This is a genomic window from Burkholderia sp. MSMB1588, assembly GCF_001546925.1.
GTDB lineage: Bacteria > Pseudomonadota > Gammaproteobacteria > Burkholderiales > Burkholderiaceae > Burkholderia > Burkholderia humptydooensis.
Genome location: NZ_LNJS01000001.1, coordinates 885,574 through 898,216, shown reverse-complemented (window position 1 = coordinate 898,216; position 12,643 = coordinate 885,574). Strand labels below are relative to the sequence as shown.

Genomic DNA, 12,643 nt, shown 5'->3' with positions numbered 1-12,643 from the left:
AAGGTCTGGGAGTGGGCGTTCATCGTCCACAAGCTCGAACAGGCCGGCGTGCGACGGAGGGCAAGCGCGGCCTCGTATTCGGCGTCGGACGCGAGCGGCTGCCGGCCTATTTCGCGAGCCGCGGCGTGTCGATCGTCGCAACCGACGCGCCCGCGGAAATCAGCGAGCAGGTCGGCTGGACGAAGTCGCTCGAGCACAGCAGCTCGCGCGACCAGTTGCGCTATCCGGACTTCGTCTCCAACGAACAGTTCGACCGCCACGTGTCGTACCGCACCTGCGACATGACCGCGATCGACAAGGATCTCGCCGGCTTCGACTTCACGTGGTCGTCATGCCGCTTCGAGCACATCGGGCCGCTGCAAGCGGGCCTGCAGTTCGTCATCGACAGCGTCGAGCAGACACTGAACGACGGCGGCATCGCCTGCCACACGACCGAATTCAATCTGTCGTCGAACGAAGGCACGCTCGATCACGGGCCCGTCGTCTTCTATCGGAAGCGCGACATGCAGGCTCTCGTCGAGCGTCTGCAAGACCTCGGGCACGAAGTGCAGCCGTTCGTCGTCGCGCCGGATTCGCATTATCTCGATTCGTATGTCGATCTGCCGCCGTACCGGCAGAACCCGCATCTGAAGCTGCTGATGGCCACGCACGTCGTGACGTCGGCGGGCATCGTCATACGAAAGAACGGGCTGCGCGATAGGCGCAAATGGCTGGCGACGCTTGCGGTGCGCGCGTCATGGACGCATAGGCCGTCGCACGGGCATTACCGTGCGCGGCATCCGCATTCGGGACCCGCTTGGCGCTTGCACGTTCGGCCGCGCGCGCTCGACGGTGCGCGCTCGACGGTACGCCCTTGGCGGCACGCGCCGGACGGCGTGCCCGGCGGCTCGCGCTTCGCAACGAATCGGGCGCGGCTGCGTGCGCATCGAAAGCTCGCCGGGCTGCGGCATCGATCGCGGTCGCCGGGATCGCATCGATGAAGCAGCGCCGGAACGAATCCGCCGACGCGCCCGTATCGCGCGCCGTCCGGGCCGCCATCGACGTCCGCTCTTTCCGCTGGCACGCGCGATGCGTGCCTTGCAACGCCGCGGGCTTTGCTGCGATGATTGCCGTTGACCGGCGTTTCGATGCAGCAGACGCAGATACACATGAGAAGCCGATGGCGACCAGCCAGCGTCCACAGCGATACGCGGCCGCATTTGCCGCCGACACGTCGATCGCCGCCCGGCCGCCGCGCATCGTCCGCATGCGGCCGACCATGAAGTTTTCCGACTTGCGATGAAAGCCGCCCCGCCCGATCCTGCCGCCAGAAAACGCCGACGCCCGTCGCCCCTCGTGCTCAACCTCTTCGCCGTGCTGATCGGCGTCGTCACGTTCGGCCTCGGCGCGGCCTGGGTGATCTACACGTGGCTCGTCGACCGCGAAGCGCCGTACTTCGCCATCCCGCTCGTCTTCTCGGTACCGGTGATCGTCGCGGTCGCCGTGCGCGGCATCTGGGAGTGACGCGCGTTCGCTCGCGCGGGCTGCGCATCGCACCCACCGGCCTTCGCCCCCCTTCGCCGCCGTTCACCATTGTTCACCCCGCGTCGTCCGTCGACGCCGTCGAAGCAACCGACATCGCCGCCTCCGCGAATTTCCCGGCCGGACTGCTGTCCTACCGCGCAACACGCTCGTCCGATTCCCTCCCGTTTACCGCCCGACCGCCATGCCATCCAAGCCGCATCGCCCAAGCCTCAGTTTGTTCTCCGTCCGTCTGCTGTTCGCCGCCTGTGTCGTCTGGATCGCGTCCGTTGCGGGTGTCGCATTCGCGTCGCCCGCCCACGCGGCGGGCAAGGCCTGCGCGCGCACGTCGGCCGCACACGGCCACGCCTGCCGCGTTGCGCGCCACGTTCATGCGAAGCACGCCAAGCGCGCCGCCCGCGCGCGGCATCATGCGCCGCACATCAAGCATGAGCGCAGGGCCATTCCGGGAAAGAGCGGGCATCGCGCGCGGGCGAGCGCGCATCAGCCTCATCCGAAACGCAAGCGTCCGCGCACGTCGCGCGACGCCGTCATCGCGGCCGCGAAGCCGCAGTTGCTCGCGAGCTGCGGCTACACCGCCGCGTCGCGCCGCCTGCTGCGCTCGCGCGCGATCTACGTCGTCGACGAGCGCACGGGCACCGCGCTGATCGAAAAGAACGCGAATCGCGTCGTGCCGATCGCGTCGGTGACGAAGCTGATGATGTCGATGGTCGCGCTCGACACGCGCGCGCCGATGTCGCGCTCGCTGCGCGTCAGCGCGCAAGACCGCGACTACGAGAAGTTCACGGGATCGCGCCTGAAGGTCGGCTCTGTGCTGTCGCGCCGCGACATGCTGCACATCGCGCTGATGTCGTCGGAAAACCGCGCGGCGGCGGCGCTGTCGCGCGACTATCCGGGCGGGCGGCCCGCGTTCGTCGCCGCGATGAACCGCAAGGCGCGCACGCTCGGCATGAAGCGCACGCATTTCGTCAACGCGACCGGGCTCTCGCCGCGCAACGTGTCGACGGCGCGCGATCTGTCGCGGCTCGTCGCCGCGGCGAACCGCTATCCGCACATCAAGACGTTCTCGACCGATACGTCGAAAACGGTCTTCCCCAGCCGCGGCGAGCTGCGCTACGTGAATTCGAACGCACTCGTGCGCGCCGGCGACTCGAGCATCGTGCTGCAGAAGACCGGCTTCATCAACGAAGCGGGCCACTGCGTGGTGCTACGCTACGCGGTGCGCGGACGGCTGGTCGACATCGTGCTGCTCGGCGCGCCCGGGCCGCACGACCATGTCGCCGACGCGGCGAAGATCCGCCGCTGGCTCACATGCTCGATGCAGTGACGCCGCCCGGGCGCGCCCGCTGCCCGGTGGGCGCCGCCGCGCGATCCGCGCACGGCGGCCATACCGCAACCGCCGCGGATCGCGGCGAGCGGCTGCGCCGCTTACTTCTCGATCGCGCGCGCCACTTCGTTTGATCCGTACCACAGCCGGTAGCGGACCTCGAACTCCTTCGGCACGTACACGACGATCGGCAGACGGCTGTTGTAGCGCAACAGGTAGCCGCTGCCGCGCACCGGCACGAACGCCTGCTGCGGTTCCTGGCCCGGGCAGGCCATCAGCGTGGCGGCCGGCCCCTTCGCATTGGCGAGCACGTAATACGGATAGCCCCAGCCCTGCACCGTTTCGTGCTTGAGGTCGCCGCCGAACCAGTGCTGATTGCAATCGACGTTGATCGTCTTGCCGACGACGAGTTCGACGCGAATGTCTTCTTCCAGCTTTTCGGCGGGCAGCACGATGACCTCGCGCTTCTGCCCCGCCTGGGCGGCCGGGAACATCTTGATGTCTTCCGCGGACGGCTTCGGCAACGATGCGGCGTCGGCGCCCGCGGCGGGCGTCGACGTGCTCGCCGCCGACGCGGCGGCGGAGAAGCCGGCGAATGCGACGCACGCCGCCCAGGCTGCCAGGCGAGAGGCTGATTTCATACGGTGCTCCTGAAGAAGAGTGATGAATTGAACGAAAAGCGCGACGCGCAGCCGGCTTCCGTCCTTCGACCGCTTACGTGATTGTAATGTGCAGACACAATTCGCTTCGCACGGAGCCGGTCCGCACACATCACAATGAAAACGACAGGAAATCAGGGAGAAGGAGAAAGCCATGCTGAAACTCGTCGCTTCGCTCGGAGCCGCTGCGCTCCTGGCCGGCTGCGTCGCGGTGCCGGACGACGGGTACGGCTATGGCTACGCGCAGCCGTACTCGTACTATCCGGGCGGCTATGCGTATGGGCCGGGCTACGCGCCCGTGTACGGAACGGTGAATATCTGGGGCGGCGGCGGATGGCGCGACCGCGACCACTGGCGCGGCGGCGACGACCGCTGGCGTGGAGGCTGGCGCGGCAGCGACAACTGGCGCGGCGACCAGTGGCGCGGCGGCGGGCGCGGCAACGGCTGGCAAGGCGGCCGGGGCCCGGCCGGCGGCCGCAACGTCCGCGGCGGCAACGATTGGCCGGGCGGCGGCGACAGCGGCAGCCGGGGCGGGCGGCACTGATCGACGCGGGCCGCGGATTTGCAACGAGTTGTATCGCACGATGCGCTCGTGCCCCGGCGCGCGCATGTGGCACATGCGTCACGCGTCGCGTCTTCGGCGCCGTCCCGTCGAACCGCTGCGGTTCTCATCTCCACAAGATCATCGAGGCCGCGAGGTCGCGCCCGATCGATTCGGCATGATCCCATGCGCGTTGCGCCGAGGCGATGCGCCGCCGGCCCACCACCCGGCCGAGCGCGTCGATACGCATATCCGCGCACGGGCTCGTCGGCTCGTCATGACAGCGCGCCGCTCACGCTCACCATCCGGCCGGCTGCGGCTGCGCGTAGCCGTATCCGCGATAGCCATCGTCGTCGTACGCTTGCGCGCCACAACCGACGTATGCGCGTCGATACGAGTCATAGCAATAGCCCGAGGGTTGACCGCCGTATGGGGGGGCCGGCTGATATTGTGCCGGCTGATAGGCAGGCGCCTGATACACGGGAGCCTGATAGGCGGGCGCCGTATACGCGACTGCCGGCGCGGGATTCAGCGCGGACGTCACGATCGCGCCCAGCACCGCGCCACCGATCAGCGCGCCGACGATGTCGCCGCCGCGATCGTGCGCGCTCGCGGGCCCGGCGAGCAAGAGACTGCCCGCCGTCAACAGAACTGCCGCGATCTTCTTCATGATGGACTCCGCCGAACGTGGTGTATGACGAAGCCCATTGTGGGTGCCGCCCGCCGTAATAGATGCAGCAAGTGGTAACGCGGAATTACGCGTGTTGCGCCCTCGCTCGCGCACGCCTGGGCCGTGCTACGATTTTCGGCACAAAGGAGACGCCGTCGATGAGCCCAGACACTGCCCGCCGATTCGATACCGAGTTCGCGCCGCGCATCGCGCGCGCCATCGCCGATTTGCTGACCCAACGGGCGGACACCGAGGTCGTCGGCTACGGCGGCCACGGCCATCCGACGCAGGTGCGGATCGTCGCGCCGCACACCGAGCATGTGCGCGGCTACGCGCACCCGCTCAACATCGCGCTCACGTGGGACACCGACGAGATCGAGCGCCTGATGGCGGAGGATGGCGCCGCGCGCTTCGAGCGCTATCTGGCGGCACTGCCGCACAAGCTGCCGGCCTGGGAAAACGCGCGCGGCATCGACTTCGGCTCGCGCACGCAGACCGACGCGCTCGTGCTGCTCGGCGGGCTCGACTTCGAGGCGTAAAGGTGGCGGCGGGCGGCTGCGGGCAAGCCGCGTCGCACGATGCGTCGACCGGATTCGGTCCGGCATGCGGCGGCGAGGCGATCCGTCGCGATCCGTCACGATGCGCCGCTTGGCCGGCCGACGGACGCCGCACCCGATCGGCATCGGCGCATGATCGCGTTGCCGAGGCGTCCCCCGAATGCCCGGCTGCGCGATCGCCCGATTCGCGCAGCCCTCGCACCGCTCGCGCATGCGCCCGCGCAACGCCCGACACGGCCGGCCCGCGCGTTCCCCCGCCACATGCCCGACTTCACGATTCAAGCGCCGGTGATACACTCGACCGGTTCACGCCGATGCTCGCGCGCGTTCGTCGCCGCGACGCGCAGGCGCCACTCTGTCGAACTTCACAAGGAGGCCCCCATGGCTGATTTCCGGCTTTGGACTGACGAGTTTCCGGCCAACGGCTTCATGCCGAAGGCGCAAGAGTACAAGCACGAAGGCTTCGGCGTCGACGGCGGCAACCGCTCGCCCGCGCTCCACTGGGAAGGCGTGCCCGCCGATGCGAAGAGCCTCGCGCTCACGGTCTACGATCCCGACGCGCCGACGGGCAGCGGCTTCTGGCACTGGACCGTCGTCAACATCCCGGCCGACGCGACGGGCCTGCCGCAGGACGCGGGCGCGGCCGGCAGCGCGGCGCTGCCCGCAAGCGCCGTGCAGGTGCGCAACGACTACGGCGACGAAGGCTTCGGCGGCGCCGCGCCGCCTCGCGGCGACAAGCCGCATCGCTACGTCTTCCGGCTGCACGCGCTGAAGGTCGACTCGCTGCCCGTCACGAAGGACACGACCAACGCGGTCGCCCGCTTCATGATCCATCTGAACGAGATCGATTCGGCGACTTACACCGGCCTCTACGAATTGAAGTAAGCCGTCCCGGCCGGGCGCACCGCCCGGCCCTTCGCCGCCGGCGCGCGCGACTCGGCGCGCGCGCCGCCGCTTGCGCCTGCCACGAACCCGCCGCCCCTCGCCTCGCCATCGCTTCCGTCATGAACGCCGATTCCGGACTGCCGTTCCCGCAACGCTACTGGGCGATCGTCTGCGTCGCGCTGGGCATCACGCTCGCCGTGCTCGACGGCGCGATCGCGAACGTCGCGCTGCCGACGATCGCCCGCGATCTGCGCGCCTCCGACGCCGCGTCGATCTGGATCGTCAACGCGTACCAGCTCGCCGTCACGATCTCGCTGCTGCCGCTCGCGTCGCTCGGCGACCGGATCGGCTACCGGCGCGTCTACATCGCGGGGCTCGCGCTCTTCACGGCGGCGTCGCTCGGCTGCGCGCTGTCGAGCTCGCTGCCCGCGCTCGCGACGCTGCGCGTGATCCAGGGCTTCGGCGCGGCCGGCATCATGAGCGTCAACACCGCGCTCGTGCGGATGATCTATCCGTCGTCGCAGCTCGGGCGCGGCGTCGCGATCAACGCGATGGTCGTCGCGCTGTCGTCGGCCGTCGGGCCGACCGTCGCGTCCGCCGTGCTCGCCGTCGCGCCGTGGCCGTGGCTCTTCGCGATCAACGTGCCGATCGGCATCGCCGCCGTATACGGCAGCCTGCGCGCGCTGCCCGTGAATCCAGGCCGCGACGCGCCGTACGACTTCGTCAGCGCCGTGATGAACGCATGCGTGTTCGGGTTGCTGATCGTGTCCGTCGACGGGCTCGGCTATGGCGAAAATCGCGCGAACGTCGCGGTCACCGCGCTCGCGGCCGCCGTGATCGGCTACTTCTTCGTCAAGCGGCAACTGACGCAGCCCGCGCCGCTCTTGCCCGTCGATCTGCTGCGCATCCCGATCTTCGCGCTGTCGATCGGCACGTCGGTCGCGTCGTTCACGTCGCAGATGCTCGCGTTCGTCGCGCTGCCGTTCTGGCTGCAGAACACGCTCGGCTTCTCGCAAGTGCAGACGGGGCTCTACATGACGCCGTGGCCGCTCGTGATCGTGGTCGCCGCACCGCTCGCGGGCATGCTGTCCGACCGCTATTCGGCGGGCGCGCTGGGCGGCATCGGCCTCGTCCTCTTCGCGTCGGGCCTCCTCACTCTCGCGACGATCGGCGCGCACCCGGCGCCCGTCGACATCGTCTGGCGGATGGCGCTGTGCGGCGCGGGCTTCGGGCTTTTCCAGTCGCCGAACAACCGCGCGATCCTGTCGTCCGCGCCGCGCGAGCGCGCGGGCGGCGCGAGCGGGATGCTCGGCACCGCGCGGCTCACCGGGCAAACGCTCGGCGCCGCGCTCGTCGCGCTGATCTTCGGCGTCGCGCCGCAGCACGGGCCGACGATCGCGCTCTACACCGCAACCGCGTTCGCCGCCGTCGCGGCAGCCGTGAGCCTGCTGAGACTCCGGGCGCGGCGCGACACCACCGCCGCGGCGGGTTGAGCGCCGCAGAATCGCCCGCGCGCGCCCACCCCGTGTTCGCGGCGGCGGCCGATCGCGGGCGGCCGCATGTCATGCCTCCATGCCGGCCCAGATACCGTTCGCCGAAGTCTCGCCGGCCCGCATGCATCGCGTGATGCGTCTCGCGTTGCCACCCGGCAATCCGCCGGGACGCAGCGTCCGGAATACCCCACCACTTTCGCAGCATCGCGCGGCCGCGTCGACTCGGCCATTCGGGCGACCCGCCCGCCGCGTCCACCCACCGGTTCTGCGCTTCCGCCCCGTTATTCCCCGCCCGTCGCCGTCCTCCGCTCCGCGCCGGGATCCGCACGCGCCTCCCTCTTCGCCAGCACTCCGCCCCCCACCGGCTGTCCAATACATGCCCGCGCCGCAAGCCGAGCGCATCCGCCGTTCGGGCGACGGGCTTCGGATGGCCTTCACGCCACCGTCAGGAGGGCGCCATGTCATTGATCGTCGCAGCACGCTTCACGACGCAGCCCGCCGCCGAGGCCGCTGCCCAGCGGCTTCTCGACAGCGGTTTCGTCGCCGAGGACGTCAGCCTGTTCTTCGTCAATCCGCGCGGCCAGCACGCGCCACGATGGTCCGAACACCTGCCACGCGCCGAACACGCGGCTGCGCATCCGATCGACGCGATGCAGCACGCGCGACACGGCACGACGATCGGCGCGGTCGCCGGCGCGATCTTCGGCGTCGCGCTGTTTTCGCTCGTCACGCCGTCGCTCGTCGTCGCGATCTGTGCGGCCGGCGTCGGCGCGTTTCTCGGCGGATGGGTCGGCGGGATGATGCACAAGGAAGACTTCACGCGCATGCACGTGCGCGAGCTCGCGCACGACGCGATCCATCACGAGACGCGCGCGTCGGGGATGCTCGTCGCCGTGCACGTGACGGCCGATTCGCAGGCCGATGCCGCGCGCGTGCTCGCCGATGCCGGCGGCGCCGACATCGAGCGCGCGACGGGCCGCTGGCAGTCGGGCCACTGGGCGGACTTCGATCCGACCCGCCCGCCCGAACCGTTCAACGGCGCGCAGTCGCCGACGCACCGTCACGCGTGAGCGGCGCCGGCCGCATCGAACGAAAGACCGGGATGACGGCAGCGATCAGGAAGGAACGCGCAGCCGGAACGGGCAAAGCGCCGGGCCGATGCGATATCGGCCGGCGCCTTCAACGTGCGATGCCCGAGAAAAAAGCGAGGAGCAATGCGGAGGCGGTCACGCCTCCGCCGTCACGGCATCGAGAACGAAGCGGCAGCGCTCGTCGACGCTCGCACGCGGCAATTCGATCAGCCGATAGCCGCAGGCCGCATACGTATCGACCATCGCGTCCCAGGTGCGCACGGCCTCCGCGTAGTCCTGCTTGCGTTCGGTGTCCTGCGCATAGATCTCCGGCCACGGCGGCGCGATGAACACGTCGCGGCGGTAGCGGAACCGCTCGGCGGCCGCGACGAGATGCGCGGGCACGGGCAGCGCGGACAGTTTCAGATAGCCGATCACGTCCGGCACGCCGCGATCGAAGAACACCGGCCCGTGCGCGCGCCGCGCGAGGTGGTGCGAGCGCATCTCCCAGCCGAGCATCAACTCGGCGAACGCAGCGCGGTCGCACCACGGCAGCGCATGGCCGCCGATCGCCATCTGATCCTGGATCACGCCGCGCCCGGCTTCGTGCGAGCGCGCGTAGCCGCGCGCCTCGAGCGCATCGATCAACGTGCTCTTGCCCGAACCGGGCCCGCCCGTGATCACGACGAAGCGCGCGACCGCCGCGTCGGCATCGGCGTCGGGGTCGCCCGCGCGGGCATCGGCGCCCGCGTCAAGCATTCGCGACGCGCCGTCCCGCGCGCTGCGTGACGGACGCGGCCGTCGCGACACTGCGCAGATCCGCGAGAAACGAATCGCGCCACACCGACAGATCGTTCTTGCGCAGCCGCTCGATGTTCTCCGCGTGGCGCGCCTGGCGCTCCTCGAGCGGCATCGCGAGCGCGCGCTCGAGCGATTCGGCCATCTGCGACAGGTCGAACGGATTCACGAGCAGCGCGCCCGGCAGCTCGGCCGCGGCGCCCGCGAATTCGGACAGCACGAGCACGCCGGGATCGTTCGGATCCTGTGACGCGACGTACTCCTTCGCGACGAGGTTCATCCCGTCGCGCAGCGGCGTCACGTAGCCCACCTGCGACAGCCGGAACAGCGCCATCAGCAGATTGCGCTCGTACTTGCGGTTCAGGTACTGGATCGGCGTCCAGTCGAGCTGCGCGAAACGGCCGTTGATCCGCCCCGCCTCGCCTTCTAGCGTCTGGCGGATTCGCTGATAGGTCTGCACGTCGGAGCGGGTCGGCGGCGCGATCTGCACGAGCGACACGCGCCCCTGCCAGCCGGGCGCGTTCGCGAGCATCCGCTCGAACGCCTGGAAGCGCTCGACGAGGCCCTTCGAGTAATCGAGGCGATCGACGCTGATCACGAGCCTGCGCTCGCGCATCGTGTCGCGCAGCGCCTTCACCGCCTTGCGCGAGCCGTATTCGACAGCCGCCTTGCCGATCGCATCCGGATAGATGCCGATCGGATACGCGGCGACCTTCACGACGCGGCCGTGCGCGTGCAGGATTCCATCCTCGCTCGAGGTGCCGAGCCCGCGGCGCTCGACGTAATCGACGAACGCCTGCTTGTCGCTTTCCGTCTGCAAGCCGACGACGTCATACGCGCACATGAACTTCATCAGCTCTTCGTGCGGCGGCACGGTCCGCAGGACCTCGGGCGACGGGAAAGGAATGTGCAGGAAGAAGCCGATCGGGTTCTTCACGCCGAGCTCGCGCAGGCAATGCGCGAACGGCAGCAGGTGATAGTCGTGCACCCAGATGATGTCGTCGGGCTGCACGAGCTCGCGCAACTGCTTCGCGAGCGCGCAGTTCACGCGCAGATAGCCCGCATATTCCTGGCGATCGAAACGCGCGAGATCCCCGCGATAGTGGAACACGGGCCAGAGCGTGGCGTTCGAGAAGCCGCGATAGTACTGGTCGTAGTCGCGGCGGGTCAGGCCGACGGTCGCGTAGGTCACGTTGCCGGCCCGCTCGACCACGGGCTCCTCGGGCGCGCCGGCGATCTCGCCGTTCCAGCCGAACCAGACGCCGCCCGTCTCCTTCAGCGCGTCGAGCACGCCGACCGCCAGCCCGCCCGCCGTCGGACGCGCATCCTGGCCGGCCGCCACGCGATTCGATACCACGATCAATCTGCTCATTACGGCTTACCCTCCTGTATCAGATCGCCCGGCGAGCGGGAAAGCAGCACTCCCGTCAAATCAGGCAAGTCGCATGCCATCTCGCGACGTTTCGAACGTTAAAAATGCAAGAAGTTGTAACAAGGACGTCTTCATGCGTCCTGCTCCGAACCGAGATCGCGCTGATAGTCGAGCCCTTCCGGGCGGGCGCCGCCCTGGTTGTGATCGCCGTCCGAAGGTGTATCGGGCGTGGAGCCGGCAGGCGCGGGAGAGGTCGGAGCATTGGCCGGCCGAGACGGGCCGGTGCCGGCGTCGCGCCCGCGATGCTCGGGGCGCTTGGAACGGCGCATGGCAGGGTGTCTCATGATCGGAGCGGCGCGGGGCCGTCGGTGAAACAGTCCATAGCTGTTTAGTTTAGGATCGCCGCGCAAGGTTCACGGTAACAATTACATTCAATTTGTAACGATTCGACCCCGGACCGCCGCTTTGCACCACAATGTTGCCGCTCGCGCGCGCCCGGCGGACGTTTTGTCAATTGTTTGCATTGCTCGTCGGACAATTGCAGAACAATGGCGCTCTACGTACGCTCGCTGCGCGACGCGCGGCGCACGAAGACAGGACCGCATTCAGGGATGAATCAACGCATCGCACGGCCGACGCGCCGTTGGGCCGCATGGGCCACGCTCGGCGCCGCCGCCTTCTCGACGCTGCTGTCCGGCTGCAATTCGCTGTATAGCGAAGGCGCGACGGCAGGTGCCGGCATCGCCGGCGCGGCCGTCGCCTCGAAAGTCACCAACAACGCCGCTGTCGCGACCGGCATCGGCCTGGGCGCCGTCGCGGGCGCGCGGGCGGGCGTCCAGTACACGCAGCGCGTCGCGCACCGCTATTCGCAGGCGCAGATCGCCGCGGCGGCGGGCCCGCTCGACGTCGGCGGCGTCGCGCCGTGGGCGACGCATCACTCGTTTCCGATCGAGGATGACGAGCACGGCCGCGTGACCGTGAGCCGGCTCATCAGCGTCGGGCCGCTCGACTGCAAGGAAATCGTGTTCTCGGTCGACACCGACGCGAAGGGGAACGCCCCCGCGCAATCGGGCTTCTACGTCGCGACGATCTGCCGGGACGGCCCCGCGTGGAAGTGGGCGTCGGCGGAACCCGCGACCGGCCGCTGGGGAGCGCTGCAATGAACGTGAACGCGCGCGCGGCGCTGCCGCTCGCGACGGCGCTCGCGCTCGCCGCAGCGGCGCTAGGCCTTTCCGGCTGCGGCTCGGTCGGCGCGGCGAGCGGCGCGCTCGCAGGCGCGGCGACGGGCCTCGTCACCGCGAATCCGGCCGTCGGCGTCGGCGTCGGCATCGCGGTGCAGGCGGCGACCGACGAGGCCGTCAACCGGACGATGAAGCAGCTCCACAAGAATCAGCAGGACGCGATCGCACAGGCGGCGGGCGGACTCGCCGTCGGCGAGACGCGCGCGTGGCAGGTGAAGAACCGGGTGCCGCTCGAAAACGGCGAAGGCGACGTGCGCGTGACACGCGCGTTCCAGACGCCGCTCGCGCTCTGCAAGGAATTCGCGTTTTCGGTGAAGGACGGCGCGCGCGCCGACTGGTATCTCGCGAGCGCGTGCCAGGATGCGCAGGGCTGGCAATGGGCGTCGGCGGAGCCGGCCGTCGAGCGCTGGGGCAATCTGCAGTGAGGCGGGCGCGAGCCGAATGCCGCCGCGCGCACGCCCCTCGCCCCCTCCTCCGATCGGCGACCACGGGCCGCAACGGCCCGCCCG

General features: G+C 69.5%; 16 protein-coding genes. 11 read left to right on the top strand and 5 right to left on the bottom strand.

What is annotated here, in order from left to right; all coding sequences use genetic code 11:
- Positions 1–125 precede the first annotated feature (125 nt).
- From WS92_RS36605 to WS92_RS15830, 4 genes are all read left to right on the top strand, one after another.
- On the top strand, positions 126–980 hold the full coding sequence (locus WS92_RS36605; protein ID WP_231755942.1) for a hypothetical protein: 855 nt from the start codon (positions 126–128) through the stop codon (positions 978–980).
- A complete protein-coding gene (locus WS92_RS35840; protein ID WP_009911641.1) occupies positions 977–1,282 on the top strand; it encodes a hypothetical protein in 306 nt (101 codons plus the stop codon). The genes WS92_RS36605 and WS92_RS35840 overlap by 4 nt, the downstream gene beginning before the upstream one ends.
- Positions 1,279–1,503 carry a hypothetical protein gene (locus WS92_RS15835; protein ID WP_043282178.1) on the top strand — a complete coding sequence of 75 codons (225 nt, stop codon included), beginning with the start codon at positions 1,279–1,281 and terminating at the stop codon, positions 1,501–1,503. Before WS92_RS35840 ends, WS92_RS15835 begins: the two co-directional genes overlap by 4 nt.
- A gap of 202 nt (positions 1,504–1,705) precedes the next feature.
- On the top strand, positions 1,706–2,848 hold the full coding sequence (locus WS92_RS15830; RefSeq protein ID WP_059932184.1) for a serine hydrolase: 1,143 nt from the start codon (positions 1,706–1,708) through the stop codon (positions 2,846–2,848).
- Between the two features lie 101 nt (positions 2,849–2,949).
- On the opposite strand, the gene eco is transcribed toward WS92_RS15830, so the two are convergent.
- Entirely contained in the window at positions 2,950–3,489 is a 540-nt protein-coding gene (gene eco, locus WS92_RS15825; protein WP_059932182.1) for a serine protease inhibitor ecotin, read from the bottom strand.
- 172 nt (positions 3,490–3,661) lie between these two features.
- On the opposite strand from eco, the gene WS92_RS15820 reads away from it, so the two are divergent.
- On the top strand, positions 3,662–4,051 hold the full coding sequence (locus WS92_RS15820) for a hypothetical protein (protein ID WP_059932180.1): 390 nt from the start codon (positions 3,662–3,664) through the stop codon (positions 4,049–4,051).
- 295 nt (positions 4,052–4,346) lie between these two features.
- Here WS92_RS15820 and WS92_RS34820 read toward each other — a convergent pair whose 3' ends face one another.
- Positions 4,347–4,718 (bottom strand): hypothetical protein, encoded by a 372-nt coding sequence (locus WS92_RS34820; protein WP_059932178.1) that lies wholly within the window; start codon positions 4,716–4,718, stop codon positions 4,347–4,349.
- A 158-nt stretch (positions 4,719–4,876) separates the two neighbouring features.
- Here WS92_RS34820 and WS92_RS15810 point away from each other — a divergent pair, with 158 nt between their 5' ends.
- From WS92_RS15810 to WS92_RS15795, 4 genes are all read left to right on the top strand, one after another.
- Positions 4,877–5,257, top strand: a complete 381-nt coding sequence (locus WS92_RS15810) for a DUF5594 family protein (protein ID WP_015600936.1) — start codon at positions 4,877–4,879, stop codon at positions 5,255–5,257.
- A 399-nt stretch (positions 5,258–5,656) separates the two neighbouring features.
- Positions 5,657–6,160 (top strand): YbhB/YbcL family Raf kinase inhibitor-like protein, encoded by a 504-nt coding sequence (locus WS92_RS15805; RefSeq protein ID WP_009911637.1) that lies wholly within the window; start codon positions 5,657–5,659, stop codon positions 6,158–6,160.
- 119 nt (positions 6,161–6,279) lie between these two features.
- On the top strand, positions 6,280–7,653 hold the full coding sequence (locus WS92_RS15800; protein ID WP_059932176.1) for an MFS transporter: 1,374 nt from the start codon (positions 6,280–6,282) through the stop codon (positions 7,651–7,653).
- A gap of 458 nt (positions 7,654–8,111) precedes the next feature.
- Positions 8,112–8,723, top strand: coding sequence for a glycine zipper domain-containing protein (locus WS92_RS15795; RefSeq protein ID WP_009911634.1), 612 nt, complete (start codon positions 8,112–8,114; stop codon positions 8,721–8,723).
- Positions 8,724–8,879: 156 nt separating this feature from the next.
- Here the strand turns inward: WS92_RS15795 and WS92_RS15790 are convergent, their stop codons facing one another.
- From WS92_RS15790 to WS92_RS32315, 3 genes are all read right to left on the bottom strand, one after another.
- Positions 8,880–9,482: an AAA family ATPase gene (locus WS92_RS15790; RefSeq protein ID WP_006024938.1), complete on the bottom strand. Its 603-nt coding sequence runs from the start codon at positions 9,480–9,482 to the stop codon at positions 8,880–8,882.
- Positions 9,475–10,893, bottom strand: a complete 1,419-nt coding sequence (otsA, locus tag WS92_RS15785) for an alpha,alpha-trehalose-phosphate synthase (UDP-forming) (RefSeq protein ID WP_059932174.1) — start codon at positions 10,891–10,893, stop codon at positions 9,475–9,477. Before otsA ends, WS92_RS15790 begins: the two co-directional genes overlap by 8 nt.
- 131 nt (positions 10,894–11,024) lie before the next feature.
- Positions 11,025–11,222 carry a hypothetical protein gene (locus WS92_RS32315; RefSeq protein WP_006024936.1) on the bottom strand — a complete coding sequence of 66 codons (198 nt, stop codon included), beginning with the start codon at positions 11,220–11,222 and terminating at the stop codon, positions 11,025–11,027.
- 282 nt (positions 11,223–11,504) lie between these two features.
- On the opposite strand from WS92_RS32315, the gene WS92_RS15780 reads away from it, so the two are divergent.
- Together WS92_RS15780 and WS92_RS15775 are read left to right on the top strand one after the other, a co-directional pair.
- Positions 11,505–12,056 carry a hypothetical protein gene (locus tag WS92_RS15780; protein ID WP_043282176.1) on the top strand — a complete coding sequence of 184 codons (552 nt, stop codon included), beginning with the start codon at positions 11,505–11,507 and terminating at the stop codon, positions 12,054–12,056.
- Entirely contained in the window at positions 12,053–12,559 is a 507-nt protein-coding gene (locus tag WS92_RS15775) for a hypothetical protein (RefSeq protein WP_006024934.1), read from the top strand. The genes WS92_RS15780 and WS92_RS15775 overlap by 4 nt, the downstream gene beginning before the upstream one ends.
- The last annotated feature ends 84 nt before the right edge of the window (positions 12,560–12,643 follow it).

Bases quoted from the DNA above. Each gene is read 5' to 3' on its own strand.
- WS92_RS15835 (WP_043282178.1), top strand. From the start codon at position 1,279: ATGAAAGCCGCCCCGCCCGATCCTGCCGCCAGAAAACGCCGACGCCCG.
- WS92_RS15775 (WP_006024934.1), top strand. From the start codon at position 12,053: ATGAACGTGAACGCGCGCGCGGCGCTGCCGCTCGCGACGGCGCTCGCG.
- WS92_RS15800 (WP_059932176.1), top strand. From the start codon at position 6,280: ATGAACGCCGATTCCGGACTGCCGTTCCCGCAACGCTACTGGGCGATC.
- WS92_RS15805 (WP_009911637.1), top strand. From the start codon at position 5,657: ATGGCTGATTTCCGGCTTTGGACTGACGAGTTTCCGGCCAACGGCTTC.
- WS92_RS15810 (WP_015600936.1), top strand. From the start codon at position 4,877: ATGAGCCCAGACACTGCCCGCCGATTCGATACCGAGTTCGCGCCGCGC.
- WS92_RS15795 (WP_009911634.1), top strand. From the start codon at position 8,112: ATGTCATTGATCGTCGCAGCACGCTTCACGACGCAGCCCGCCGCCGAG.
- WS92_RS15820 (WP_059932180.1), top strand. From the start codon at position 3,662: ATGCTGAAACTCGTCGCTTCGCTCGGAGCCGCTGCGCTCCTGGCCGGC.
- WS92_RS35840 (WP_009911641.1), top strand. From the start codon at position 977: ATGAAGCAGCGCCGGAACGAATCCGCCGACGCGCCCGTATCGCGCGCC.
- WS92_RS15830 (WP_059932184.1), top strand. From the start codon at position 1,706: ATGCCATCCAAGCCGCATCGCCCAAGCCTCAGTTTGTTCTCCGTCCGT.
- eco (WP_059932182.1), bottom strand. From the start codon at position 3,489: ATGAAATCAGCCTCTCGCCTGGCAGCCTGGGCGGCGTGCGTCGCATTC.
- WS92_RS32315 (WP_006024936.1), bottom strand. From the start codon at position 11,222: ATGCGCCGTTCCAAGCGCCCCGAGCATCGCGGGCGCGACGCCGGCACC.
- WS92_RS15780 (WP_043282176.1), top strand. From the start codon at position 11,505: ATGAATCAACGCATCGCACGGCCGACGCGCCGTTGGGCCGCATGGGCC.
- otsA (WP_059932174.1), bottom strand. From the start codon at position 10,893: ATGAGCAGATTGATCGTGGTATCGAATCGCGTGGCGGCCGGCCAGGAT.
- WS92_RS15790 (WP_006024938.1), bottom strand. From the start codon at position 9,482: ATGCTTGACGCGGGCGCCGATGCCCGCGCGGGCGACCCCGACGCCGAT.
- WS92_RS34820 (WP_059932178.1), bottom strand. From the start codon at position 4,718: ATGAAGAAGATCGCGGCAGTTCTGTTGACGGCGGGCAGTCTCTTGCTC.